Source organism: Methylobacterium oryzae (assembly GCF_036441375.1).
Taxonomy (GTDB): Bacteria; Pseudomonadota; Alphaproteobacteria; order Rhizobiales; family Beijerinckiaceae; genus Methylobacterium; species Methylobacterium oryzae_A.
In genome coordinates this window covers 125,298-150,480 of record NZ_MLCA01000017.1, presented here as the reverse complement: position 1 = coordinate 150,480, position 25,183 = coordinate 125,298, and the positions used below count along the sequence as shown (strand labels likewise).

Sequence of the window (25,183 nt, the reverse complement as noted above, 5' to 3'; positions counted from 1 at the left end):
CTCGCCGCCGGGAAACAGCGGCCGCATCGCGACGTTCTCCGTTGAAACCGCGGGCATGGCGCTTTGTTCGCGAGATTATCTTGATCTTAACGGAGGTTAGTGTGGCGGTCGGTCGAGACTATCTGCTGAAAAAGCCCTCAGGTCCGTCTGGGCTGAAGCTGTTCCTCGACACGCAGGTCGTGCCGCTCGCCGCCAATATCGCGGGAAGTCTGGAGGTGGCGCTGGACCGCGCCGCGGCGCGCACGGGCGTCCGGCCGGCGCTGATCCTGGCGGGCGCGACCGGCCTGATCGGCCTCGGTCTGATCCGCCTGCTCACCCGTCGGGACGGGGTCGAGGACCGGTTCGAGCGGATGTGAGCGAGGAGTCGGGACGCCTGTCATCGCCCGGCGGATGTTCCGGGAGACCCTCGACGACGCCCGCCCGATCAATCAGACCTTAACCGCGGATCGGTTCTCAACGGCGGGACGGCCGCGAAGGCCGCCCCGGTCCGGCATGCGGTGGCGGCACCGCTGCGGACCTGCACGCCGCGTCGCGCCACCCGGGCGCGGCCGACCCCGACGGAGACGACCATGAGCGACGCCCAGGCCCGGACCGCGCTGGTGACGGGGGCCGCCCGCGGCATCGGCCTCGCGACCGCGACCCGCTTCCTCGCCGACGGCTGGAACGTCGCCCTGCTCGACATCGACGGCCCGGGCGTGGCTGCGGCGACCGAGAGGCTCGGCCGTCCGGAGGCCACGCTGGCGGTGACGGCCGACGTCTCCGAGCCCGAGGCGGTGGCGGCGGCGATCCGGCAGGTCGCCGACCGGTTCGGCCGCCTCGACGCCCTGGTGAACAATGCCGGCATCGCGATCTTCAAGCCGCTCACGGAGACCACCTTCGCCGACTGGACGCGGGTGCTCGCGGTCAACCTGTCCGGCCCGTTCCTGTGCACGCAGGCGGCCGTCCCGCTCCTGTCCGAGCGCGGCGGGGCCGTCGTGAACATCACCTCGATCTCGGGCCTGCGCGCCTCGACGCTCCGGACGGCCTACGGCACCAGCAAGGCGGGTCTCGCGCAGCTCACCAAGCAGCAGGCCGCCGAGCTGGCGCAGTACGGGATCCGCGTGAACGCCGTGGCCCCCGGTCCGGTGGACACCGCGATGGCCAAGGCGGTGCACAGCCCCGAGATCCGGGCGGACTATCACGACGCCGTCCCGCTCGGCCGCTACGGGCTGGAGTCGGAGCTCGCGGAGGCGATCGTCTTCCTCTGCTCGGAGCGCGCCTCCTACATCACCGGTCAGCAGCTCGCCGTCGACGGCGGCTTCGAGTCGACGGGCATCGGTTTGAAGACGCTGCGCGGCGCGCGCAACGTCTGAACGCGCCGGCCCGATCTGCCGGTTCCGGACAGGGTTCGTTAACCCTGCCGCCGTAGCCCGGAACCTTGGTCAACAGGCGCGGGCACCATGCCGAGACTCGGCTCCATGATCGTCGACGGTCTAGCGTTCCTCCTCGTGGCGATCGCCCTCGCGGCGGTCGTCGCCGGCTACGAGCGGAATCTGCCGGATCCGTCCGCCTCACCCGCGATGGTCGCCGGGCACGCGACCCTGTGGACCGACCCGGAGACGACGGGCTCGATCGCGCCGGCGGTACCGGGTTCGGCCACTCGCTGGGCCGACGCGCAACCTCGGCCTCCGCGAACGGACGCGAACCGGCCGGTAAGCCCTCTGAGCGGCGCCTGGGTGAGCCCGCCGCGCCGCTGAGGCGTCGGGCGATCGACGGGGCACGCCCCGGACCGCCGATCGACGCGGTGCGGAACCCCGCGGCCGCGATCACAACCGTTCGTTAACTATGGTTGCCGAACCTGCCACCGCACAGCGAAGCGGAGAGGCATCCATGGCGCGCGACGGCAACCGACCCCATCCCAGCGCCCTGGCCCGGTACCCGGTTCCGATCGAGCTGATCTCGGCGCTGTTCCGCGCCGACGACGCGGAGCGCGACCGGCTGCTCGCGCCCATGCCGGCCTACGGCCGCGCCCGGATCGCCGCCTACTGCGCCGACCACGCGCGGCTCGAGGCGCTCGGCCTGAAGGTCGCGCGGTCCTGCGACGAGGCCACGCTCGTCAAGGCAGCCGGCCAGGCGATCGGCGCCGATCTCTTCGCGCGCTCGCGGGCGGCCGCGCCGGCGCCGATCCAGCTTCAGGCCGCCTGATCGGCCCGCCGCGTTCGGGCCCGTTCGGCCGATGCCGTCGGGTTGATGAATGCCCGCGCCTGTCCCGGTTCACAGCGGGCGGCGCATCCTCCTGTCATCGGTCCGGCGCGTCCGGGCCGCAGGTTCAGGAGACCGTGTCATGATGCGCTCCAAGATGCTCGGCCTCGTCGCGGTGGCCGCGGCGGGAATCGCCACCGCCACGACGGCGAGCGCGGCGCCGCTCGGCTACGGACCGCCCGATGCCGGGGTGGTGATCGAGCGCGTGGCCGGCGGCTGCGGTCCGGGCTTCCACCCCAATCCCTGGGGGCATTGCCGGCCCAACGATCGTGGCTGGGGCTGGGGCGGCCCGCGGGGATTCCAGGGCGGACGGCCGGGCTACGGCGGCTACGACCGCGGCTACGGTGGTTACGGCGGCTCCGAGGCCCCGCGCCGGTTCTACGGCGGCTGGTGATCCGCGCGGGCGGTCGATCCGGCGGCCGGCCCGTGCCGGACCAGTGCTCGGCCGCCGGCTTGTCCCGCCAGATCGGACAAACCCATATTCACGACGGCATAGAGCCGTATTAATCTCTTCCGGGACGCAACATAGTGTCCCGGAGTTTCTTCATCATGAGTCGCTGTGTATTTGCATCCCTGATGATCGTCGGCCTGGTGGCCGGCGCCTCGCCGGCCGCGGCGCTCTCCGCGAAGGACTGCTCGGTCAAGTACCAGGCCGCCAAGCAGGCGGGGACGCTCAACGGCCAGAAGTGGAACGACTTCCGCAAGGCCCAGTGCGGCGCGGCGGCCGACGACGCCCCGACGACGACGCCGAACCCGGTCTCGCCGACCGCCACGACCGCGCCGCCCGCCGCGCCGCCGGCGACGGCCGNGCGCGCGCCGGGGCGCCGCCCGCCGCCGGGGCGGCGGCCGCATTCCCCCGCGCCGTCGACCCGAAATACGCCAAGGAATCGGCCGGCAAGGCCCGGATGCACACCTGCCTCGACAGCTACAACGCCGCGAAGGCGGCCGGCACGCTGGGCGGCATGAAGTGGATCGAGAAGGGCGGCGGCTACTACTCGGCCTGCAACCGGCAGCTCAAGGGCTGAGCGGGGGCGCTCCGGGGCGCCGAAGGCGGGCGGCCCGAGACGTACGCCGGCGGATCTGGATCCCGGGCACCGCCGCGCGGTCCCGGGATGCTGCCTTGAAACGGCTGCGCTGACGCAGCCCAGATGTCCGCGTCACCCGGGTCGGGCAGGCCGACTCGGGTGACGGTACAGGGCCTCCGGATCGCAGGCGGTCCTAGAACGGTTCTGTGCGGGGAGGAACCGCCACTGTGTGTGTTACTGCGTTGACAAGTCTAGGCAATCCTCGATGGCGCCGGGCAGAAGTGTCATCTATCGCCTGGCGCCGGCGTTACGACGGCTCCCCGGACCCGCTGCCGAATCCAAGTTCTCAGGGACCGTAGCCACTCCGTACGGAACCATCAAGCCGTGGGCTGATGGCGCTCCAGGACGGTAGCACTGAAGCCGGTTTCCCGCCGGTCGGCAGCCGCCATTTGCTCGACAGCCTTCGCCAACACCGACTCCCTGCCTACCAACACCACGCGCTCTGTCGCTCTTGTGAGCGCCGTGTAGATGAGGGAGCGATCGAGGATGCGTGACGTGCACACCGGGACCACCACGGTATGAAACTGGCTGCCCTGCGACTTGTGAACGGTGATGGCGTAGGCGAGCGAGACGTCGTCGAGCGCGGATCCCGTGAACTCGTGGCGCTCACCATCGAAATGCACCGTCAGCACGCCATCGCTAACGTCAACCACCTCGCCCAGGCTGCCGTTGCGAAGGTCTCTCCGGTAGTCGTTCCGACCGTAGATGATGGGTTCCCCCACCGCGAAGGCGTGACCTTGCAAGCGGGGCTTGCCGCGCGAGAGAAGGCGGTGGAGCTTCTCGTTCAGCGCAACCGTGCCCGCCGCGCCCATCTTCACCGGCGAAAGGATGCGCAAATCGTCACGAAAGCCTCCCAGCGCCGCGACCGCATCGACCACGTCCTCGCCAGTCGGCTCGTCCGGCGTGGCTACGAGCACGACGCCATGCCCGCACCCAATTTCCGCGGGGAGGCGAGGGAGATGCCCTTCCCGCACCGACGCGGCCACGACCGGAATGCCGGAGCTCTCGGCCTGGCGGTAGATGCGCGTTAGGCGGACCTTCGGGATCCACTCCATATCCGCGAACGCATGCAGGGTGAGGCCGAAGCCGATAGGCCCGAGCTGGGCAGGGTCTCCGACGAGCAGCAGCCGGCATTCTTCCGGGAGATGACGAAGTAGGCGGTAGAGGGTTGGCAGGTCGACCATGGAGCTCTCGTCGACCACGACGAGGCTCTCCGGGCCGAGGACGACCTTGCCGGCCTCACAAGCCTTGAGAAAGGCGGCGATGGTCGAGGAGGGCCGGCCGGTCGCCTCGCGCATCCGCACCGCCGCGCGACCGGCGAGGGCCATCAGGTGGACCACCCGACCGAAGGAGGCGCAAGCTGCGCACACGGCCCTCAGGACCGTAGTCTTCCCAACTCCCGCTCCGCCCAGAACCAGCCCGATGCGCCCCTGTACCGCCAAGCGGACAGCGGATTGCTGCTCCTCGTTGAGATCCACCCCGACCGGGCCGGTGGCGCAGTCGAGCCAGCGTTGCAACTCGGCGTCGCCGACATCCCGGGCGACGAGGTCGCCGACCGCCGGCCCCGAGGCCATCGTGCTCAGGCGCTCAAGGACGAAGCGCTCCATCATCATGGCGCCTGCCGGCTGCCAACCGTCTGCAACGGCGATTGCCGCGCCAGCATCGGCTGCGAGGAGCACGGCGCGATTCGCCAGTTCCGGCGGGATGCCGAAGGGCTTCTCCAGGCGACCCAGCAGCTTCCGGCGTGACGTCCAGGTATGTTGCTGCTGCAGCCGGTCGTAGAGGACGGCCTCGACGGCAGCCACGAGCCGGGCTGGCGCGTCAGGGGCCATCCCAAGGCGTCGAGCCGCGGCGTCGACCACCGGCCAGGGCGCAAGCGCCATCAGCGCGTATGGATGCTGACGGATGCGGGCAGCTCCGTCCGCCCCCCAGAGGCGCACGATCTTGCCGGCGAGGCGCACGTCGAGGTCATTTTCGGCCAACCAGACGACGATGTCGTTCCGCGCCAGGTCCTCCCGCCAAGCGGCCACGAGGGTGGCTGCCGCCCGTTCGCCGACGACGGGCACGAAGGGTATCGGATCCCCCGCCGCCAACAGACGGGGGAGTTCTTCGTCGAAGATTTCCAGTAGGCGGGCTGCCTTGGCGTAGCCGATTCCCTCGAACGCGGGAGTTTCAGCAAGGTGGCGCACGAGCGTCGCGCCCGCTGTCTCCTGCCCCGCCGACCTACTCCTATCATACCCCCGTGCTCGGGGAGGCGAAGGGGCAAGCGCAAGCGCCGCCCTGACGGGCGCCCCCTTCACCTCCCCTGCGCGCGAGGGTCTGCTATCCGCAGGTCGGCTCCGAGGGACGGTCATTTTCCAGTCTCACCAAGGGACTGAGGGAGGGGCGCGACCCATCGGCCGGTCTCCACCATGTGCTCCTCGACGTGACGTATCCGCCGGAGACGCTCGCGCAGGCCAGCGGCCTCGGCACGTAGGGCGGCGTTCTCCTGCTCAAGCTTGTGAATTCGGCGGTCGCGCTGATCCGGGGTCCGGACCGCGGGCTTCTCGTCCTCAGCCGCATCCTCGCCGTCACCTCGATCAAGGCCGAGCTTGGCCTCGGCCTCGGCGAGCATCTCCTTTGCGGTTGGGTTCTTGTAGAGGACTTGCCGGTCGAACCCACAGGCGAGCGCAACCGCCGAGACGTTGACCCGCCCCTGCCGTACCGGCAGCGCGAGCCCACCTGCCGCCAAATCGTCCAAGTAGGCTCGCAGCCGGCGAACGTTCTCGGCGCCGGCGGCCGCCCCAGAGATCAACTCGCCCATGGCTAGAACTTGCTCCGGTCGATGGGCGGCAGATCCTTCATGAGATCGTGCTCGGTCAGCTTCCGGACAGAGGCGTTGCGGAGCATGATGAGATGGCGCTCCTCGTACCAGGCGAGTTTGCCGAGCAGCTCCTCAACCTGAGCCTGAAGTCCCTCGACCTGCCGCCTTAAGACCACCACCTCAGGGTCTCGCGTCCGTCGTTTCGTTCCACGAGCCAGAGCCTGCTTACGGGCGGTTACCACCTCGACGATCTCAGGCTTTGCCGCCAGCGCTTGCCTCGTCCAGGATCCGACCTTGCGCTGCTGCAGAGCTGCGATCAGATCCACCCAACGAAGCGGGAGTTCCGGCCATGTCTGGACCACCTCGCGGATGCGAGCCACGACTGTCTCGTCCAGGTGTTGCCTACGTCGGGTCCGGGGCAAGCCGCCCGGCGGCCGTCGCCCACCTCTCTTTGCCGCCATTCGTCTCGCCCGAGCCTGGGCCCGACCTTGATTCGACCCCGAGACTGGAGAGAACAGCAAGGATGTGAACACTCTGACTCCTTCGTATTGGTTGTTCGGACGAGCGGACGCGGCGTCACCTGGACGCGCGAATTGACCTCCGTTGGAACGGGAAAACGCGACCCTCCGCCGGGCGGATAGGTCTAAGTCGATGTGATTTTGGGGATCTTGAAGTATAGCACGGAACGGTCCCGAAGTCGTGCCGAGAGAGGGCTTATGGTTAGTGCCGCGACGTCAGGATCGCGGCGGCTGCACGAGGGTTCCGTCGGGAATGCTGCCGTCTCGGTGGACGCCCACGATAGCCTCAAGCCCGGCCATCGTTCGCCGATGGGACGCGACCCACCTCGGCGCGCCGTAGGTTCCCTCATCGGCCTCGCCGGTGGCTGCCGCCAGGAGCATCTGGGTCTCATCCAGCATCCGCTCCGCCGCCGCCAACTGAGAGGCGTCACCCTTCACCACCACGTGCTCACCGCAACCCGAGCAGTCGCCGTGCTGAGCACACGGCAGCAGGCTCCAATCGTGGAGGCACATGCCGATCTCGGTCACGTGGGCCGTCGCGATCTGAACCTCTCGGAAGGTCGCCCTATCCTGGGGCGGTAGCTTCTCATGCACGTCAGCGAGCGCTCCCCGGATCTCACCCTTCTCGACCAACTTACGGACCTTGGCGGCCAACTCGGCCCCGGAGACGTGGTCGTAGGCCGCATTCTGTCCGACGTCCTTCCGGCCGGACCAACGGGCGATCTCCATCTGAGACATCCCACCCGCCTGAGCGAGGGTGTTGAGCCAATGCCTGAACTGGTGGGTATTCATCCGGATCGGGGTGCCATCGTCCTCGACCAAGCCGAAGCGCTCGAAGATCGAGGGTGCCCCGGGCTTGCCCGCGATGAAGCCGGACATCATCCCATCCGTGAGGAATCGGACGGAGCCCGGGATGACGGAGCGATCTGGGTGGGTGTAGTTCTGGGGGATCAGAAACAGGTGTTGTTCAAGCCTAAGGGGACTTTCCGGAGGGACCTTCGGAGCGTCGAGCCGGATCGCACCGGCGATATCGCGGCGGCGAACGTAAAGTGATCGCCCCTCCTGAAGGAGCGGCACTTCCCAGGTCCGACACCACTGCAGGCCGCTTGTTACATGCGGCAACCCGAGCAACTTCGCGACAGACCGACATTCTATGAGCTCGCTCGGATCGCCGCCGTCGAGGCCGGGAGCCATGACGCCCCAAGGATGCCGCGCGATGAAAGTGGCCGCGTCGCGGGCGGGTTGGGTTATGCGACGGATGTCGGCGACAGCGCGCCTCGCCACGTCTACGAGCGGCGTCGCAATCCACTTCGGTGCCGGAGGCGCGCCCTTCTCGCCCCAGTAGCGGATCCCGTAGCGCACGACCGGCTCACCCCGGTCATCCAGGACAGGCTGTCCGTCGTGATAGGCGCGTTCCTCGACCTCACAATCCGCCGGCAGGCTGAGCAGCTCATTGATTCTCCATCCGCCGCAAACGAGCAGCTCGACTGCCCTTATCCGCAGAACATCGACGTCTTCCGTGACGCGGTTGGCGAGGGTGGCTAGGGCATCGAGACTGGCTTCGCTCGGGAGCTTCTCCTCTCGCCGCTGTTTCGCCTCGGCATCCAGGCGACCCTCAACCCCAGACGGCCGTCGGATCGGATTATTGAAATCTTGGAGCGCGCGCCCGATTCCATATCGGTCGACCCAACTAGCGAGCTCGGCCAGCTTCTTCCCCGTTCCGTATGCGGTGTTGGCGCTCTGAGCCTTCCTCGCAGCGTTGGCAGCTTGGTGAAACAAGTCCGGCAGCAGCTTGCACGGGTCATAGTCGATCTCGGCCATCTGGCCGTGCAGAAAACGTCCCGCGGCGATCAACCCGGCATGGTCGTCGAGGTGCTTTGAACCATCCTCCTCGCGCAGCCTCACGACGGCCTTCAGGAAGCTTGCGAAAGGCTCAGACAGGGGGACGCGACCTTGCTCCCCCCTGCCGCCAGCCAGGGCTTCGGTGAAGTATAGGCGACTGACCCCAGCCCGGGCGCTGCTGGCCCGCTTCGCCTTGGTGAGCGCCACCTCCCACATCGCATCGTCGAAACGCACGGCGCCGAAGCTCGTGCAGGCGCGCGCCCGAGCCACGAAGGCATCGAGGTTCGATTCGGCGTCGCGGTGCTTGGCGGAGGGCAGGATGTGGATGTTCATATCGCTCGCGCCTCCTCGATCCGCCGGATCACATCGCCGATGGCCAGGATGGTCGCGTCATGGATCGTCACCATGCGGCCATCCATCCCGGCAGCCTGCTTGCGCTCGCGCTGAGCTATTAGGTCGTCCAGGATCTTGTCGTGGGGACCGTCCATCCAAGGCTGGAACTGGCCGCAGGTGTAGCAAGCGATAGGTGCGAGCAGGTTGCAGTAGGAATGCTCCCCACAGGTACCAAGGCCAGCCGGACGCCCTGTTGCCCGGTCGACAGCCATAACTCGGCTGGCGGGATCACCGCCTCGCTCGGCATCGGCCTCGTTCGGCACGACATTGCCAAGGAACGCTTGCGCAACAGGCCCAAGCTTGAGCGCCATCGCCCGATCCAGGGACTTAACGATGTCCGATTTGATGTCGAAGTAGACCCGGACATTCTGTAGGTCGGTGTGGTCGAGCGCTTCCGCCACCTCCTCCATGCTCGCGCCTTCGCGGACGAGCCGGGTGGCGAAGGTATACCGCAGGCGGCGCGTGGTGACCTTCAGTGGCTCCCCGGTCCTAGCCGAGATGACGCCGAGCCGTGAGACCCCGTCGCCGACGAGCGCCGTGAACTCGGACGGGTACATGTGCCAAGCATAATCGGCCATGGTTTCCTCCAAGTGCGACCTCATCGTCCGTCGCAGAAAAATCGGAGTGTCTGGGCCGGTAGTTCGACCCTGTAGCGCCTCCCGCTGACGGTTCTCTGCAATTAGGTTAAGGACTACATCTCCGATCTCTGACGTTAGTTTGCGCGTTTTAAACGCGGTGCGCGGGGCGTCGTGCCTTTTCTTAACGCGAGGGACACGCAAATTTATGAAGCGATTGTTGCCCTCGCTAATTATCTCGATGTCACGCTCGCGCAGCAGCGTCATTTGGAAAGGGTTGCAGCCCAAAGCAACACAGAGCCAGAGCGCCGCACTGCAGTCGAGCGGCAGGGAGTTTTTCCGTCGCTGAGCATTCAGTGCATTTAGTAGGGCAGTGATTTCTAAATCGACTAGAGGGCCATCTTCAGGATCTAATGAGAGAACTGCGTGCCCTTTAGCATTTCCGCCAATCACTTTTTGGTCGAGCTGAAACGCAACCTCTGGTGAGAACGACGCATACCCGCGGTCAGCGCCGGAACGGTACCAATGGCGAATATGGTGCAACTGATAAGCTTTTGACCCTAATTTGGCCTGAAGCTCAGCTATGAAGCTCTCCGGTATCTCCGTTCCATTACGCTCCGCTTCAACAAACAATTCAGACTGAGAAAGCAGGCGCAACGCGGCAAAGGTATTATAGACAGACTTCGGGGCCTTCGACTTTATAAGAGCTCGCATATACGATTTCGTAGCCGATAATAAATCTTCAGCCCTGAATGGAAGATGAGCAAAATTTAGTGATATTTTATCACCCGCGTAGTTCAGGTTCCACAAATCCGTGGAAGTATCGACCGGTAGGCCAGATAGATCTATGATGGCCTCCGAACTCGGCGCCGGAGCAATTTTCAGCAAGCGTAAAACTGCGCTCATTCAGCACCTGTGCTTTTCCGCTGGACGGCATCGACGTGCTGCGCCGCCATTTCCTTCGCGTATTCTCGATTGTAATGAGCGCCCTGTTTTGACCCTTTCTTCCATCCAAAGTGGTAATTTCTGGCCAGTTCCGTCTCGCCATCGGTCCAGCCAAGCGCGCGGCTCTTTTTGGAGAAGCGCACGTTGGCCACATGCCTTTTCGCATGAGGTGTCAAGCCGACCGGCAAGGTCTTGATACGATCACGCAGCAGATCGTACATGTCGTTGACTGTGCGCAGCCCGAGCTCGGTTCCTTCCTGTGAAAGGAAAACGTACGAGTTCTTTGAAGCGCCGGGATATCGCTTCGGATCATTACGATGCCGCTTGATCCAAACATCCAGAGCGCGGGCCAACTCTGCAGATATCGGGATCTCACGGCCGAGCGTCTTGACCCGCGGCTCTACTTTGCGACGGTCATCCTTGTCGTCAGGCCGTCGCACCACCGTCACGGACGGCTTCGCCCCATGCAGGACGAGATCCTCGCCCTTCAGGACCAGGGCTTCCGCGCGCCGCATGCCGGTCTCGTAGTAGAGCAGTAGCAGGGCGTAGTTCCGGTGTTGGTGCTCCGGTCGGAAGGGGTTGTTGGGGCTGCCCGGGACGATGGCCGCCAACATCTCCTGAAGGACATCCTCGTGGACAGGATCCCTTTCCCCCGACCCGCCGCTCGGAAGGTCGCTGTCGATCGTCTTGACGAAACGGTCCAGGGCGAGCCGCGCCTCCGGCAGGCGAGGATCCCCGACCCGGATCCGATGCAAGGCGAGATTAGCGTGCCAGACGATGTAATCTCGGACGGCATGACAGCGGTTCACGAAGTGACCGGGCTTTACGGTGCCATTGACCTTCGCGCCCTTCGCCGCCCGTAGGTTGAGGCGCAACGCATCCTTGAGGTCGTCGATCTCGTCGGGACCCAGGAGCTCGAACGACTCCGTCCTGGCCTGGAGGTCGATGCCGCGGAGAGAAGCCCAGTTGAGCGCGACCGCGACGGCTCTGAGCCGTAGCTCGTCGGTGCCGGCCGACTTCTCGCGTCCCCGGCGCGAGCGCATCACATAGAAGCCGGGCTGCGTAGCCAGGAGGCCGCGGCCGTCGACTATGGCCGCGTGACGCTCGCCGGAGCGAAAACGCAGCAGCTTTACACTGAAGGGAGGAATTTCACAGTTCATCTCAGCATCTTAACCGGAAGTCGTTTACAAAAACCGACCACCGCCTACGAAGACGCCAAAACCTGCCTTTCGCAGTTAACCCGTCGCTACCGGAATATCCAGCAGCGACAGGCGTTTAGCTCACATAGTGGACAAAAATGGCTTCCCCGCACGTCAGAAGGGGATGTCGTCGTCGAGGTCGTAGCCGCCGCGGCTGCCACCGCCACCGCCGCCACCCGAGGAGGCCGGGGCCGGACGCCGCTCGCCGCCCTGGGCGCGACCGCCGCCGAAATCGCCGCCGCGATCACCGCCCCGGCCACCGCCGAAGTCGCCGCCGCGGCTGATCTGGCCGCCGCCCTCGTCCTCGCCGGCGAAGTCACCGCCGCCGCCGCGCCCGTCGAGGATCGTCATCTCGCCGCGGAAGCGCTGGAGCACCACCTCGGTCGTGTACTTCTCGACGCCGGAATTGTCGGTCCACTTCCGGGTCTGGAGCTGGCCCTCGATGTAGACCTTCGAGCCCTTGCGCAGGTACTGCTCGGCCACCCGGGCGAGGTTGTCGTTGTAGATCACGACCGAGTGCCACTCGGTCTTCTCCTTGCGCTCGCCGGTCGCCTTGTCCTTCCACGACTCCGACGTCGCGAGCCGCAGGTTGCAGACCGGGTCGCCCGAACCGAGGCGGCGCATCTCGGGATCGCGCCCGAGATTGCCCACCAGAATCACCTTGTTGACGCTGCCCGCCATCGCTCTCTCCTAGTCGTACGGATCTCACAGGGCATCTGCCCGGCGGCGCGCGAACCATGCGCCCGGGCCTCCGGAGCGGCAACCGGCGGGGCGGGTTTGTGCCCGCTTTCCGCAGCGCCGACGGATCGATTTGTTCTATATCCGTTCCGTTTCGGCAGCAAGCCGCTCTCAGGCGACGCGGACGACGAGCTTGCCGAAATTCCGACCTTTCAACAGGCCGATGAACGCCTCGGGGGCATTCTCCAGCCCCTCGACCACGTCCTCGCGGTAGCGGACGCGCCCGTCCTGGATCCAGCCGGCGACCTCCTTGCGGAACGTGTCCGCCTGCTCGGCGAAGTCCCAGACGATGAAGCCCTGGATGTGCAGCCGGTTGGTCAGGACCGCGCGCATCAGGCCGGGCAGGCGGTCCGGGCCGGGGGGCACCTCGGTGGCGTTGTAGGCGGAGACGAGGCCGCAGACCGGGATCCGCGCGAACGGGTTGAGCAGCGGCAGCACGGCGGCGAAGACCGCGCCGCCGACATTCTCGAAGTACACGTCGATGCCCTTCGGGCAGGCGGCCGCCAGCGCGCCCGGCAGGTCGGACCCGCGATGGTCGATCGCGGCGTCGAAGCCGAGCTCCTCGGTGAGGTAGCGGCACTTCTCGGGGCCGCCCGCGATCCCGACGGCGCGGGCGCCGTGGATCTTGGCGATCTGGCCGACCAGGGAGCCCACGGGGCCGGCGGCGGCGGCCACCACGACGGTCTCGCCGAATTTCGGCCGGCCGATGTTGAGGAGGCCGGTATAGGCGGTCATGCCCGGCATCCCGAGCACGCCCAGCGCCGTCGAGGGCGGCGCGGCCGCGGGATCGACCTTGCGCGAGCCCTTGGCGTCGGTGACGAAGTACTCCTGCCAGCCTGCGAAGGCCGTCAGCAGGTCGCCCACGGCGTGATCCGGGTGGTTGGAGGCGACCACCTCGCCCACCGTCTCGGCGGTGATCGGCGCGCCGATCTCGACGGGCGCCGCGTAGGATTTCGCGTCGCTCATCCGGCCGCGCATGTAGGGGTCCAGCGACAGCCAGCGGGTGCGCAGGAGGACCTGGCCGGGTCCGGGCTGCGGCACCGGCACCTCCTCCAGGCGGAAATTCTCGGGCCGCGGCTCGCCGTGCGGGCGCGAGGCCAGGACGATGCGGCGGTTCATGGCGGTGGTCATGGCGGACTCCCGGAGACAGGCTGCCGCCCCGATCTGGGGCGCCGGGCCCGGGAGGCAAAGGCGCCGCGGCGATCGCGGGTGCGAGTCGCGCGTTGTCCCGGCTCGGGAAGCGGAGCGGCGGCATGCGGGAGACGGCACTGGGACTTGGGCTGGCGGCGATCGCGGCGATGGCGGCGGGGGCCGCCCGGGCCGGTCCCCTCGACACCTATCGTGACCGGGCGCGGGTGCTGGTCCTGTCGGCGCCCGAGGCCGGGAACGCGCAGCTCCGGGCGCAGCGGGCGGCGCTGGCCTCGGTCCGCACCGGCGTCGCCGAGCGCGACCTCGTGGTGCTGGAGGCGGTCGGCTCCGGCGCGGAGGCGCGGGCCCTGCGCGACCGGCTCGGCCTGCCCGCGGACAGCTTCCGCGCGGTCCTGATCGGGAAGGACGGGAGCGCCAAGCTCACCGCCGAGGCGCCGGTCGCGCCGCAGAGGCTGTTTTCCACGATCGACGCGATGCCGATGCGCCGGACCGAGATGCGCGAGCGCCGCTAGGAGCGGGTCCCCTGTGAACGGCGGGGCCGCGGACACCATCGGTTAAGCCTACCGGCCTATCACCGAAACGTGTCGACGGCCGCGCCCCGGCCGTCCGTTGAGGCCCGCCAGGACGCTCGGACGAGACGCTCGAATCGATGACCCGACAGCAAGTCGCCACCGCCATCCGCCGCCTCGTCGACCTTCAGGTCGAGGATATCGAGCGCGCGGTCCGCGACGGCCACAAGACCATCGCGCTGAACGAGCTGGCGGATCTGAACCGCCAGCTCAAGGCCTTCGCGGCCGCCCTTAGGAAGGCGCCGGCCCGCATCTGAGCCGGATTCCCACGCTACCAGCGCGGCCCGCCCCAGCGACGGGGTGGGATGTCCTCCGGCGGCGGGGGAGGTGGCGGCGGCCCGCGGTCGATGACCGGCTCGTCGCAGACCCGCACCCGTCGCAGCACCGGCTCTCCGTCCGGACCGAAGCGCCGCCGCACGAATTCCCGGCACGCCTCCGGGGACGCTTCTGGGGGCGCCGCTGTGAAGCGGGGACCGCGGACTTCGGATTCGGGCCGCGGTCCCGGAGGGGGCGGGGGCGGCGGTGGCCGGCGCTCCGGCTCGTCGTCCTGAGCGGGCCCGGCGTAGCCGTGCGGCGGGTAGGGGCCGTCGAAATCGGCGGCCAGAGCTGGGCCGGCGGCGAGGAGCAGGGCGCAGAAACCGGTTCGTACGAGGAGACGACGAGCGGGCACGGTGGCCTCGGCGTGAGCGGGCGCGCGGGGATCGCGGCCATCATCACCGAAGGGTGCGCCCGGGCGCCTGAACCGCCCCCGAGCCGGCGTGTCGGCTGCCGTTCAGCCGGCTACTTCTGCATCGCGTTGACTTCGCACTGGGCGTAGTCCGCGCTCGCCTTCACGTAGGCGTTGAGCTTCTGCAGGTAGGCCTCGGCGATCGGCCGGAAGGCCTGCGCCTGCAGGTTGTAGGCCTTGATCGCGTCGTTGTAGCTGTAGGCCTCCCAGCCCGGGCAGCCTTCCTTGGCGTCGAGGCAGGCGGGCTTCGGCGGCAGCGCCGGCTTGGCCGGACGCGCGGAGGCTGGCGGCGGCTCGGGCGGCGTGCANGGCGGGGCGCGGCGGCCGGCCCCCGGCCCAGCGCCGGACCGGCGGCGCGCGCCTTCGGGCCCCGCACCAGGGCGAGGAGCGGCAGCGACAGGCCGACGGCCAGCACCCACCAGGCCGGCCGGATCGGGCCTGAGAAGTCGAGATTGGCTGCGAGCACGAGGCTGGCCGGGACGCCGCTGGCGAGGCCGTACCACGCGGCTTCCAGCCCGGCGGTCGCGAGCCCGGCGAAGACGGCCAGGAGGAGGAGCGACCAGGGCCGTTCCGGCCACCGGAAGCGCCGCATCACCCGCCAGCCCATCAGCAGCAGGAACAGACCGGCGGAGAAGACCGGGTCGGTGACGTCGATCTTCGACTGCAGGAAGTAGTGGACCAGGGCCAGCACGGCGATCGTGTAGGCGAGGCGGTGCAGGCGGTTCCAGTTCGGGCCGAGGTTGCGGATCGCGGCGTCCGTGGAGGTCAGGCCCAGGGCGATCAGGCCGATCAGGGCCACGAAGCCGATCGTCAGGTAGAGCCGGAGCGCGATCTCCGAGATCACCTTGGTGAGGATCAGGTTCTGGTCGACGGCGTAGAGGGCGAGGTGGGCCACCGCGTAGGCCATCGCGGTGACGCCGAGCATGCGCCGGACGACGATGACCTTCGGCCAGTCGGCAAGGCGGCGCAGCGGCGAGATCGCCAGCGAGAAGAGCAGGAAGCGCACCGCCCACTCGCCGGTGGCGTGGATCAGCGCGGTGATCGGCTTCGCGCCGAGGGCGTCGAGCCGGTAGGCGGCCGCGAGGTAGAGCGCGGGCGCGACGCAGCCCGCGAACACCGCGAGCTTCAGCCCGGAGAGCCGACCGCCGCGGTCGAGCCAGGGGAGCGGGATGCCGAGGGGAGCGGCCAAGCGATCGATCATGGGTCCGAACGGAAGCTTCTCGGTCAACGATAGCGGCACCGATGGCCCGGGCCACCGGCGGGAACGGCTGCCCGGGCCATCGGTGCCGTCGCGGGTCGGTTCGCCGCGGGTGCGCGCAGGTTACAGGGCCGCCTTGACCTGTGTTGTGGTTGACCGCGCCGTTCCCGCGGCGAGATAGCGGGACGACGGACGTTGGATGGATCCCATGCAGTACCGCACGCTCGGCCGCTCCGGCCTCAAGGTCTCGCCGATCTGCCTCGGCACGATGATGTTCGGCGGCCCCACCGACGAGGCCGCGGCCGGCCGCATCGTCGGCAGCGCCCGGGAGGCCGGGATCAACTTCATCGACACGGCCAACGTCTACACGGAGGGCCGCTCCGAGGAGATCACCGGCCGGGCGATCCGGGCCGAGCGCGATGCCTGGATCCTGGCCACCAAGGTCGCCAACGCGACCGGACAGGGCGTCAACGACCGCGGCCTCTCGCGGGTCCACGTGATGAAGGCCGCCGAGGACAGCCTGCGCCGGCTCGGGACCGACTTCATCGACATCTACTACCTTCACAAGGAGGACCACGACACGCCGCTGGCCGAGACGGTCCGGGCGATGGCCGACCTCGTGCACGCGGGCAAGATCCGCCATTTCGGCGTCTCGAATCACCGGTCCTGGCGGGTCGCCGAGATCTGCCGGCTCTGCGACGAGCTCGGCATCGACCGGCCGGTGGTGAGCCAGCCCTACTACAACGCCTTCAACCGCATGCCCGAGACCGAGCACCTGCCGGCCTGCGCCCATTTCGGGCTCGGCGTCGTGCCCTACTCGCCGCTCGCCCGCGGCGTGCTCACCGGCAAGTACGATCCCGACGCGCCGCCGCCGGCCGAATCCCGCGCCGGCCGCCAGGACACCCGGATGATGCAGACCGAGTGGCGCCCGGAATCCCTCCGCATCGCCCGGACGCTCAGGGAGCACGCCGAGGCCCGCGGCATCACGGCCGGCCAGTTCGCCACCGCCTGGGTGCTGAACAACCGCCTCGTCACCGGCGTCATCGCCGGGCCGCGGACGGAGGCGCAGTGGCAGGAATATCTCGGCGCCCTCGACTACGCCTTCACCCCGGAGGACGAGGCGCTGGTCGACGGGTTCGTCGCCGCGGGCCATCCGACCACGCCGGGCTACAACGATCCGGCCTATCCGCTGGAGGGGCGGGTGCCGAGGAGCGGCTGAGAGGCGGCCGATCTCCAACCAACCCCCTCATCCTGAGGTGCGCGCGCAGCGCGCCTCGAAGGAGCCCTCCAGACAGCGCGCGATCCCTGGAGGCCTCCTCCGAGGCCTTCTTCGAGGCCTCCGCTACGCTCCGGCACCTCAGGATGAGGCCGAGATCGGGAAGAACAGGGAGTGCGTCGTGCGCCTGATCCGTCTTGCGCTCCCGGCCGAGGGTCGCTATCTAGCTCTCAACAGTTCTGATGGCAGTCGAGAGGCTGCGGTTCGGGAGTGGGCCCCACCGGGTCCGCTCTTTTTTTTCGCCGCACACTCTCTCGCCGCACGAGGCCCCACGCCGCGGGCGGCCAAGCAGAACGCCGCGAAGGTTGCGCGCTCATACCCATGTCGTCCGAGATCGAAGCGGATCTGTCCGAGAAGCGCCTCGTCCGCGAGGCCGGTGTCGCCGCGCGCGTCGCGCAGGCGATCGAGGGTCCGCTCGAGGGCCTCGGCTTCCGGCTGGTCCGGGTGCGGATGTCCAACGTCAACGGCTGCACCGTGCAGATCATGGCGGAGCGGCCGGACGGCACCTTCACCATCGACGATTGCGAGGCCGTGAGCCGCGCGATCTCCCCGATCCTCGACGTCGACGATCCGGTGGGCGGCGCCTACAACCTGGAAGTGTCCTCGCCGGGGATCGACCGGCCGCTGGTGCGGGTCTCGGACTTCGCCCGCTGGGCGGGCTACGAGGCGAAGGTCGAGCTGAGCCCGCCGCTGGACGGGCGCAAGCGCTTCCGCGGCATCCTGGGCACGCCCGATCCGACGGGCGCGACCGTCCCGATCGACCTGCCCGACGTGAAGGAAGGGCTGCCGAGCCGCATCGACCTGCCGCTGAAGGACCTCGCCGAGGCCCATCTCGTCCTCACCGACGAGCTGATCCGCGAGTCGCTCCGCCGCGGCGGACCGTCCGCCGCGGACGAGGCCGACGCGGAAGAGGACGAGGAGGCCGCCGCGGAGAGCGCGCCGGCGCCGGTGCGGAGCCCCTTCCAGCCGAAGGGGCCCCGGAAGGCCAGCCCCGCGGCCAAGCCCCAGAAACAGGCCCGGACCGGCCCGAAGAAGCCGGTCGTGACCAAGGCGTCCCGGCTCAAGGACCGCGACTCCCTGCACTGAGACCCCCGTGCCGGCCGCCCGGCGGCCGGTACGCAGATTTGACGGAAGAGAAGGACCGACACCGATGGCCGTCGTCAGCGCCAACAGGCTCGAACTCCTCCAGATCGCCGACGCGGTCGCCCGCGAGAAGGTGATCGACCGCTCCATCGTGATCGACGCGATGGAGGAGGCGATCGCCAAGGCCGCGCGCTCCCGCTACGGCGCCGAGACCGACGTTCACGCCGAGATCGACCCGAAGACCGGGGCGCTGCGCCTCTCGCGCCACCTCCTGGTCGTCGATCAGGTGGAGAACGACGCCCGCGAGATCACCCTGGATCAGGCACGCCGCTACAACCCCGGCGCGCTGGTCGGCGACGTGATCTCCGACACCCTGCCGCCCTTCGATTTCGGCCGCGTCGCCGCCCAGTCGGCCAAGCAGGTCATCGTCCAGAAGGTGCGCGACGCCGAGCGCGCCCGCCAGTTCGACGAGTACAAGGACCGCATCGGCGAGATCCTCAACGGCATCGTCAAGCGGGTCGAGTACGGCAACGTCATCGTCGATCTCGGCCGCGGCGAGGGCATCGTGCGCCGGGACGAGATGATCCCGCGCGAGACCTTCCGCCCGGGCGACCGCATCCGCTCCTACCTGTTCGACGTGCGCTCCGAGGTCCGCGGCCCGCAGATCTTCCTGTCGCGCTCGCACCCGCAATTCATGGCCAAGCTGTTCGGCCAGGAAGTGCCGGAGATCTACGACGGCATCGTCGAGGTGAAGGCGGTGGCCCGCGACCCGGGCTCGCGCGCCAAGATCGCGGTGATCTCGCGCGACGGCAGCATCGATCCCGTGGGCGCCTGCGTGGGCATGCGCGGCTCGCGCGTGCAGGCGGTCGTCGGCGAGCTCCAGGGCGAGAAGATCGACATCATCCCGTGGTCCGAGGACGAGGCGACCTTCATCGTCAACGCCCTCCAGCCCGCCGAGGTGGTGAAGGTGGTGCTCGACGAGGAGGCCGACCGCATCGAGGTGGTGGTGCCGGACGACCAGCTGTCGCTCGCGATCGGCCGCCGCGGCCAGAACGTGCGCCTCGCCTCGCAGCTCACCGGCTGGGACATCGACATCCTCACCGAGGCCGAGGAGTCGGAGCGCCGCCAGAAGGAGTTCGCCGAGCGCACCCAGGTGTTCATGGAGGCGCTCGACGTCGACGAGACCGTCGGCCAGCTGCTCGCCGCGGAAGGCTTCCGCAACGTCGAGGAGATCGCCTACGTCGACATCCAGGAGCTCTCCGGCATCCAGGGGCTCGACGAGGAGACCGGCACCGAGATCCAGGCCCGCGCCCAGGACCACCTCGCCCGGATCGAGCAGGCGCACGACGCCCGCCGCACCGAGCTCGGCGTCGCCGACGAGCTGCGCGAGATCGAGGGCATCACCACGCCCATGATGGTCGCCCTCGGCGAGAACGACGTGAAGAGCGTCGAGGACCTGGCGGGCTGCGCCACCGACGACCTCGTCGGCTACACGGAGGGCCGCGGCCCCGAGGCCGTGCGCCACGCCGGCTACCTCGACGGGTTCGACCTGTCCCGCGCCGAGGCCGAGGCCCTGATCATGGCCGCCCGCCTCAAGGCCGGCTGGATCGAGGCCCTGCCGGAGCCGGAGACCGAGGAAGGGACCGAGGAGGGTGCCGAGGCGGCCGAGGGCGAAGACGCCGCCCCCGCGCAGGCCGAGGCCTGAGCCGAGAGCCGGCGGCGGAGGCGCGATGGTCGCGGTCGACACGACCCTGCCCGAGGACGGGCTGGATGCCGGGGGGCTCGATGCCGGCCCCGGCCGCCGCTTGCCCGAGCGGACCTGCATCGTCACGCGCGTCGCTCAGGCGCCGGAGGCGATGATCCGGTTCGTGCGCGGGCCGGACGGCAGCGTCGTGCCCGACCTGCGCGCCAAGCTGCCGGGCCGCGGCGCCTGGGTCAGTGCCCGGCGCGAGGCGGTCGCCACCGCGGTGCGGAAGAACCTGTTCTCGCGGGCCTTCAAGGGGCCGACGCCGGCCGCCCCCGACCTGCCGGACCGGATCGTCGCGGGACTTCGGGGCGACCTGCGGCAGGCGATCGCGATGGCCAACAAGGCGGGCTGCGTGGTCGCGGGCTTCTCGAAGGTCGAGGCCGCGATCGGCGGCCAGCCCGGCGCCATCGCGGTGATTCACGCCGCCGAGGCGAGCCCGGACGGCCGGCGCAAGATCGCGTCGGCCTTGCACAGGCGCCACGGTGACGCCATGTCAAGGATCCCGATCATCGATGACCTGTCCGAGGACGAATTGGACATGGCCTTAGGTCGGGATCATGTGATACACGCTGCGCTCGTCGCAGGAGCCGGAGCCGCCGGCTGCCTGTCGCGTTGGCGTCGGCTACGCTCCTTCGAGGGCGCCGCCGCGGCGACCGGGGAGCCCGATCCAGCCCGAATCGGCGGGGTCGACGAAGCCTCACGTTGACGACGCAGGACGATTTTGACCGGCGCCACCGGGTGTCGGTTCACGGGACGATGGAAACCCTCAGGGTTCAGGCTGAATGAGCGATACGAACAACCCGGGCGACAAGACTCTGAACCGGACTTCCCCGAAGCCGCTCTCTCTCAAGCGGCCGATCGAGGCGGGCACCGTGCGTCAGAGCTTCTCCCATGGCCGCTCCAAGCAGGTCGTGGTCGAGACGGTGAAGCGCCGCGTCATCGGTGCGGCGCCGGCCGCACCTGCCCGTGAGCCTGCACCCGCACCGCGTCCGGCGGCCCCCGCGCCGACGGCGCCGCCTCCGCGGCCGGCGCAGCGCGCCGCCTCGGGCGTCGTCCTGCGCACCCTGAGCGAGCAGGAGAGCGCGGCCCGCGCCGCCGCCCTCGCCGACGCGCAGCGCCGCGAGGCCGAAGCGCGCCAGAAGGCGGAGGCCGAAGCGGCCGCCCGCCGGCGCGAGGCNGGTCGATCCTCCTGCTCTGCACTCTCCTGCTCCTGCCCAGCCAAGCATGGGCGCTGTGCCGGTGTATCTGCGTCAGGGGCGTGATGCGGCCGATCTGCCAGCAGACCGATCTGGTCGAGCCGATCTGCCAAGGGCTATGCGAGGATCAGATCCGGCCCGCGACCGTCGTAAGGCCGCTCGCGGGCGGGCAGCAGGTGTTCAGCCCGGTCGAGCTCTTTGATCCGGCACGGCGCCGCCGCGCGCCCCGCCGGTCGCGCCGCCCAGACCAACGAGGACGAGTCCGAGACCAAGCGGGTCATCCGCCGTCCCGGCATGCCCCTCAAGATCATCGCGCCGCCGAAGACCCCGAAATCCCCGGGCGGCGACCGCAACCGCGGCCGTCTGACCATCGCCAACGCAACCTCCGGTGAGGACGAGCGCACGCGCTCCGTCGCCTCGTTCCGCCGTCGCCAGCAGCGCATGAGCGGCCGCGGCCACGTGGAGCAGAAGGAGAAGCTGTCCCGCGAGGTGACGATCCCCGAGACGATCACCATCCAGGAGCTCGCCAACCGCATGTCGGAGCGGGCCGTGGACGTGATCCGCCTGCTGATGAAGCAGGGCCAGATCCACAAGATCACCGACGTGATCGACTCGGACACCGCCCAGCTCATCGCCGAGGAGCTCGGCCACACGGTGCGCCGCGTCGCCGAGTCCGACGTCGAGGAAGGCCTGTCCTCCGACGAGCCGGACCTGGAGGAGGATCTCGATCCCCGTCCGCCGGTGGTCACCATCATGGGCCACGTCGACCACGGCAAGACGTCGCTGCTCGACGCGATCCGCAAGGCGAACGTGGTCGAGGGCGAGGCCGGCGGCATCACCCAGCACATCGGCGCCTATCAGGTCGCGTCGCCGTCCGGCGACATGATCACCTTCATCGACACCCCGGGCCACGCGGCGTTCACGTCGATGCGCGCCCGCGGCGCCAAGGTCACCGACATCGTGGTGATCGTGGTCGCGGCCGATGACGGCGTCATGCCCCAGACCATCGAGGCCATCCAGCACGCCAAGGCGGCGGGGGTCCCGATGATCATCGCGGTCAACAAGATCGACAAGCCGGACGCGAAGCCGGAGCGGGTCCGCACGGAGCTGCTGCAGCACGACATCCAGGTCGAGTCGATGGGCGGTGAGACCCTCGAGTTCGAGGTCTCGGCCAAGACCGGTGCCGGCCTGTCGGAGCTCCTGGAGGGCATCCAGATCCAGGCCGAGATCATGAACCTGCGCGCCAACGAGAAGCGCGACGGCGAGGGCACGGTCATCGAGGCCCAGCTCGACCGCGGTCGCGGCCCCGTGGCCACGGTCCTGGTCCAGCGCGGCACCCTGTTCACCGGCGACATCGTCGTGGCGGGCGCCGAGTGGGGCCGCGTGCGCGCCCTGATCGACGATCTCGGCGAGAACGTGCAGTACGCCGGCCCGTCGGTGCCGGTCGAGGTGCTGGGCTTCAACGGGACGCCCGATGCCGGCGACCGCGTGATCGTGGTGCCGAGCGAGGCCCGCGCCCGCGAGGTCACCGAGTACCGCGCCCGCCAGAAGCGCGAGCGCCAGAATGCCCGGACCGGCGGTGCCAACCGCTCGCTGGTCGACATGATGCGCGATCTCAAGGAAGGCGCCGGCCGCAAGGAGCTGCCGGTCGTCATCAAGGGCGACGTGCAGGGCTCGGTCGAGGCGATCTCGGGCGCCCTGGAGAAGCTCGGCAACGACGAGGTGGCTGCCCGCATCCTCCTGGCAGGCGTCGGCGGCATCACCGAGTCGGACATCACCCTGGCGCAGGCGTCGAAGGCGGTGGTCATCGGCTTCAACGTGCGCGCCCACAAGGAGGCCCGCGAGGCCGCCGAGCGGGCGGGCATCGAGATCCGCTACTACAACATCATCTACGACCTCGTGGACGACATCAAAGCCACGCTGTCGGGGATGCTGCCGCCGACGCTCCGCGAGGAGCGCCTGGGCGAGGCGACGATCCAGGAGGTCTTCGAGGTCTCGAAGGTCGGCAAGGTTGCCGGCTGCCGCGTCACCGACGGCATCGTGGAGCGCGGCGCCCATGTCCGCCTGATCCGCGACAGCGTCGTGATCCACGAGGGCAAGCTCAAGACGCTCAAGCGCTTCAAGGACGACGCGAAGGAAGTCACCTCCGGCCAGGAGTGCGGCATGGCCTTCGAGAACTTCGAGAACATGCGCGCGGGTGACGTGATCGAGTGCTACCGGGTCGAGGAGATCCGCCGCACCCTCTGACGCTCCGGGCTCATCCGGACAGGGCGGCCGCGGCACCTGCCGCGGCCGTCTTTTCTTTTTTCAGGACGTGCGCCGTCCGCTCCGGCGGGGCGGCCCGAGACAGAATGGCCCAGAAACCGACCTCCACCGGCCCCTCGCAGCGCCAGCAGCGCGTGGCCGAACTCGTGCGCCACGCGCTGGCCGAGGTGCTCCAGCGGGGCGACATCCAGGATCCGGTGCTCGGCACGCATGTCGTGACCGTGCCGGAGGTGCGGATGTCGCCGGACCTGAAGCTCGCCACAGCCTACGTGATGCCGCTCGGCGGCCTCGACGAGGCGCCGGTGATCGCCGCCCTGGAGCGTCACCGGAAGGTGCTGCGCCAGGAGGTGGCCCGGCGGGTGAACCTGAAATTCGCGCCGGAGCTGCGATTCCGGCGGGACGAGACCTTCGACGAGGCGGCGCGCATCGACAAGCTGCTGCGGGACGAGCGGGTCCAGCGCGACCTCGAGTCCGGGTCCGAGGACGACGAACCGGAGACCGGGACGGGGCATTGAGTCCCGATACCAAGCAGAAAGGGACGGGGCATCGACCCCGGGGACACGCGGACATGACGGTTTCCATGGAAGATTTTCCGCCGGCCGAGCGCCAGGCTCCCCTGCCGAGTGCGGAGCGCCGCGGTCCGGAGGGACGCCGTCCTCAGCGCGGGCCGCGACCCGACCGCCCGAAGCGCCGGGACGTCTCGGGCTGGGTGATCCTCGACAAGCATGTCGGCATGACCTCGACCCACGCGGTCGCGGTGGTGAAGCGCGCCTTCAATGCCAAGAAGGCCGGCCATGCCGGCACCCTCGACCCGCTGGCCTCCGGCATCCTGCCGATCGCGCTCGGCGAGGCGACCAAGACCGTCCCGTTCGTGATGGACGGCCGCAAGGCCTACCGCTTCACCGTGCAGTGGGGCATCGAGACCGACACCGACGACGCCGAGGGCCGTCCCGTGGCGACGAGCGAGGCCCGACCGGACCGTGCGGCCGTCGAGGCGGCGCTGCCGGCCTTCGTGGGGGCGATCGAGCAGGTGCCGCCGCGCTACTCGGCCATCAAGATCCAGGGCGAGCGCGCCTACGACCTCGCCCGCGAGGGCGAGACCGTGGAGCTGGTCGCCCGGCCGGTGCAGATCGACCGGCTCGCGGTCGTCGAGCACGACGGCGAGCGCACCGTGATCGAGGCCGAGTGCGGCAAGGGCACCTACGTGCGGGCGCTGGCCCGCGATCTCGGCCGGATGCTCGGCTGCTACGGCCACGTGGCCGCGCTGCGTCGGACCCGGGTCGGGCCCTTCTCGGAGGCCGAGGCCTGCGCGGTCTCGGCCCTGACGGACGGCAGCCCCGAGGCCGCGCTCGCCTACCTGCGCCCAGTGGAGACGGCGCTCGACGCCATCCCGGAGGTCGCGGTCTCGCGCGATCTGGGCCTGCGCCTGATGCGGGGACAGCCGGTCATCCTGCGGGGCCGCGACGCGCCCGTGGAGGGCAAGGCCTTCGCGACCTGCGCCGGTATCCTGGTCGCCGTGGGCGACGTGGAGCGCGGCGAGCTGATCCCGCACCGGGTGTTCCACCTCGGCGGCACCGCCCCCGGCCGCGGCGCCTGACTCTCCGGCTCCGCACCGTCCTGGCGGACGCGTGCGG

Annotated in this window: 22 protein-coding genes and 4 pseudogenes; 16 read left to right on the top strand and 10 right to left on the bottom strand. The window is 69.2% G+C overall.

Going from position 1 to position 25,183, the window contains the following annotated elements; all coding sequences use genetic code 11:
* Positions 1-101 precede the first annotated feature (101 nt).
* The 6 genes and pseudogenes from MOTC310_RS31355 (at position 102) to MOTC310_RS31330 (ending at position 3,266) form a co-directional block, all read left to right on the top strand.
* Positions 102-356, top strand: a complete 255-nt coding sequence (locus tag MOTC310_RS31355; RefSeq protein WP_331304597.1) for a hypothetical protein — start codon at positions 102-104, stop codon at positions 354-356.
* Between the two features lie 213 nt (positions 357-569).
* Positions 570-1,352 (top strand): SDR family NAD(P)-dependent oxidoreductase, encoded by a 783-nt coding sequence (locus MOTC310_RS31350; RefSeq protein ID WP_331304596.1) that lies wholly within the window; start codon positions 570-572, stop codon positions 1,350-1,352.
* A gap of 105 nt (positions 1,353-1,457) precedes the next feature.
* On the top strand, positions 1,458-1,736 hold the full coding sequence (locus MOTC310_RS31345; RefSeq protein ID WP_331304595.1) for a hypothetical protein: 279 nt from the start codon (positions 1,458-1,460) through the stop codon (positions 1,734-1,736).
* Between the two features lie 133 nt (positions 1,737-1,869).
* Positions 1,870-2,184: a hypothetical protein gene (locus MOTC310_RS31340; RefSeq protein ID WP_331293937.1), complete on the top strand. Its 315-nt coding sequence runs from the start codon at positions 1,870-1,872 to the stop codon at positions 2,182-2,184.
* Between the two features lie 139 nt (positions 2,185-2,323).
* Entirely contained in the window at positions 2,324-2,635 is a 312-nt protein-coding gene (locus MOTC310_RS31335; RefSeq protein ID WP_331304594.1) for a GCG_CRPN prefix-to-repeats domain-containing protein, read from the top strand.
* A gap of 155 nt (positions 2,636-2,790) precedes the next feature.
* Positions 2,791-3,266: pseudogene (locus MOTC310_RS31330) on the top strand (hypothetical protein).
* 377 nt (positions 3,267-3,643) lie between these two features.
* Here the strand turns inward: MOTC310_RS31330 and MOTC310_RS31325 are convergent.
* The 8 genes from MOTC310_RS31325 to MOTC310_RS31290 form a co-directional block, all read right to left on the bottom strand.
* Positions 3,644-5,515 (bottom strand): AAA family ATPase, encoded by a 1,872-nt coding sequence (locus MOTC310_RS31325; RefSeq protein WP_331304593.1) that lies wholly within the window; start codon positions 5,513-5,515, stop codon positions 3,644-3,646.
* 161 nt (positions 5,516-5,676) lie between these two features.
* On the bottom strand, positions 5,677-6,129 hold the full coding sequence (locus MOTC310_RS31320; protein ID WP_331304592.1) for a DUF6262 family protein: 453 nt from the start codon (positions 6,127-6,129) through the stop codon (positions 5,677-5,679).
* Positions 6,130-6,131: 2 nt separating this feature from the next.
* Positions 6,132-6,509 carry a hypothetical protein gene (locus tag MOTC310_RS31315; RefSeq protein WP_331304591.1) on the bottom strand — a complete coding sequence of 126 codons (378 nt, stop codon included), beginning with the start codon at positions 6,507-6,509 and terminating at the stop codon, positions 6,132-6,134.
* Between the two features lie 354 nt (positions 6,510-6,863).
* Entirely contained in the window at positions 6,864-8,822 is a 1,959-nt protein-coding gene (locus MOTC310_RS31310; protein WP_331304590.1) for a hypothetical protein, read from the bottom strand.
* Positions 8,819-10,363, bottom strand: a complete 1,545-nt coding sequence (locus MOTC310_RS31305) for a site-specific integrase (RefSeq protein ID WP_331304589.1) — start codon at positions 10,361-10,363, stop codon at positions 8,819-8,821. The genes MOTC310_RS31310 and MOTC310_RS31305 overlap by 4 nt, the downstream gene beginning before the upstream one ends.
* On the bottom strand, positions 10,360-11,562 hold the full coding sequence (locus tag MOTC310_RS31300; RefSeq protein WP_331304588.1) for a site-specific integrase: 1,203 nt from the start codon (positions 11,560-11,562) through the stop codon (positions 10,360-10,362). Before MOTC310_RS31300 ends, MOTC310_RS31305 begins: the two co-directional genes overlap by 4 nt.
* Positions 11,563-11,715: 153 nt before the next feature.
* Complete coding sequence (gene ssb, locus MOTC310_RS31295; protein WP_331304587.1) at positions 11,716-12,282, bottom strand: single-stranded DNA-binding protein; 567 nt, start codon at positions 12,280-12,282, stop codon at positions 11,716-11,718.
* A gap of 168 nt (positions 12,283-12,450) precedes the next feature.
* A complete protein-coding gene (locus MOTC310_RS31290) occupies positions 12,451-13,470 on the bottom strand; it encodes an NADP-dependent oxidoreductase (protein ID WP_331304586.1) in 1,020 nt (339 codons plus the stop codon).
* 122 nt (positions 13,471-13,592) lie between these two features.
* Here MOTC310_RS31290 and MOTC310_RS31285 point away from each other — a divergent pair, with 122 nt between their 5' ends.
* Together MOTC310_RS31285 and MOTC310_RS31280 are read left to right on the top strand one after the other, a co-directional pair.
* Positions 13,593-14,000, top strand: coding sequence for a DUF4174 domain-containing protein (locus MOTC310_RS31285; RefSeq protein WP_331304585.1), 408 nt, complete (start codon positions 13,593-13,595; stop codon positions 13,998-14,000).
* 137 nt (positions 14,001-14,137) lie between these two features.
* Positions 14,138-14,314 carry a hypothetical protein gene (locus tag MOTC310_RS31280; RefSeq protein WP_012320668.1) on the top strand — a complete coding sequence of 59 codons (177 nt, stop codon included), beginning with the start codon at positions 14,138-14,140 and terminating at the stop codon, positions 14,312-14,314.
* 523 nt (positions 14,315-14,837) lie between these two features.
* On the opposite strand, the pseudogene MOTC310_RS31275 reads toward MOTC310_RS31280, so the two are convergent.
* Both MOTC310_RS31275 and MOTC310_RS31270 read right to left on the bottom strand, forming a co-directional pair.
* Positions 14,838-15,101, bottom strand: a pseudogene (locus MOTC310_RS31275) (hypothetical protein); the annotation flags it as partial.
* Positions 15,095-15,985 (bottom strand): annotated as a pseudogene (locus tag MOTC310_RS31270) (protein-methionine-sulfoxide reductase heme-binding subunit MsrQ); the annotation flags it as partial. The pseudogenes MOTC310_RS31275 and MOTC310_RS31270, both read right to left, overlap by 7 nt.
* A 205-nt stretch (positions 15,986-16,190) precedes the next feature.
* On the opposite strand from MOTC310_RS31270, the gene MOTC310_RS31265 reads away from it, so the two are divergent.
* The 8 genes and pseudogenes from MOTC310_RS31265 (at position 16,191) to truB (ending at position 25,146) form a co-directional block, all read left to right on the top strand.
* A complete protein-coding gene (locus tag MOTC310_RS31265; RefSeq protein WP_331293926.1) occupies positions 16,191-17,201 on the top strand; it encodes an aldo/keto reductase in 1,011 nt (336 codons plus the stop codon).
* Positions 17,202-17,579: 378 nt separating this feature from the next.
* Positions 17,580-18,344: a ribosome maturation factor RimP gene (rimP, locus tag MOTC310_RS31260; RefSeq protein WP_331293925.1), complete on the top strand. Its 765-nt coding sequence runs from the start codon at positions 17,580-17,582 to the stop codon at positions 18,342-18,344.
* Between the two features lie 64 nt (positions 18,345-18,408).
* Positions 18,409-20,046, top strand: coding sequence for a transcription termination factor NusA (gene nusA, locus MOTC310_RS31255; protein ID WP_331293924.1), 1,638 nt, complete (start codon positions 18,409-18,411; stop codon positions 20,044-20,046).
* 25 nt (positions 20,047-20,071) lie between these two features.
* Entirely contained in the window at positions 20,072-20,794 is a 723-nt protein-coding gene (locus MOTC310_RS31250; protein ID WP_331293923.1) for an RNA-binding protein, read from the top strand.
* Between the two features lie 76 nt (positions 20,795-20,870).
* Positions 20,871-21,350, top strand: a complete 480-nt coding sequence (locus MOTC310_RS32950) for a translation initiation factor IF-2 associated domain-containing protein (RefSeq protein WP_419539982.1) — start codon at positions 20,871-20,873, stop codon at positions 21,348-21,350.
* Positions 21,351-21,494: 144 nt separating this feature from the next.
* Positions 21,495-23,531 (top strand): annotated as a pseudogene (gene infB / locus MOTC310_RS31245) (translation initiation factor IF-2); the annotation flags it as partial.
* A 104-nt stretch (positions 23,532-23,635) separates the two neighbouring features.
* On the top strand, positions 23,636-24,064 hold the full coding sequence (gene rbfA / locus MOTC310_RS31240; RefSeq protein ID WP_331293919.1) for a 30S ribosome-binding factor RbfA: 429 nt from the start codon (positions 23,636-23,638) through the stop codon (positions 24,062-24,064).
* A 65-nt stretch (positions 24,065-24,129) separates the two neighbouring features.
* Positions 24,130-25,146, top strand: coding sequence for a tRNA pseudouridine(55) synthase TruB (gene truB, locus MOTC310_RS31235; protein ID WP_331293918.1), 1,017 nt, complete (start codon positions 24,130-24,132; stop codon positions 25,144-25,146).
* Positions 25,147-25,183 lie beyond the last annotated feature (37 nt).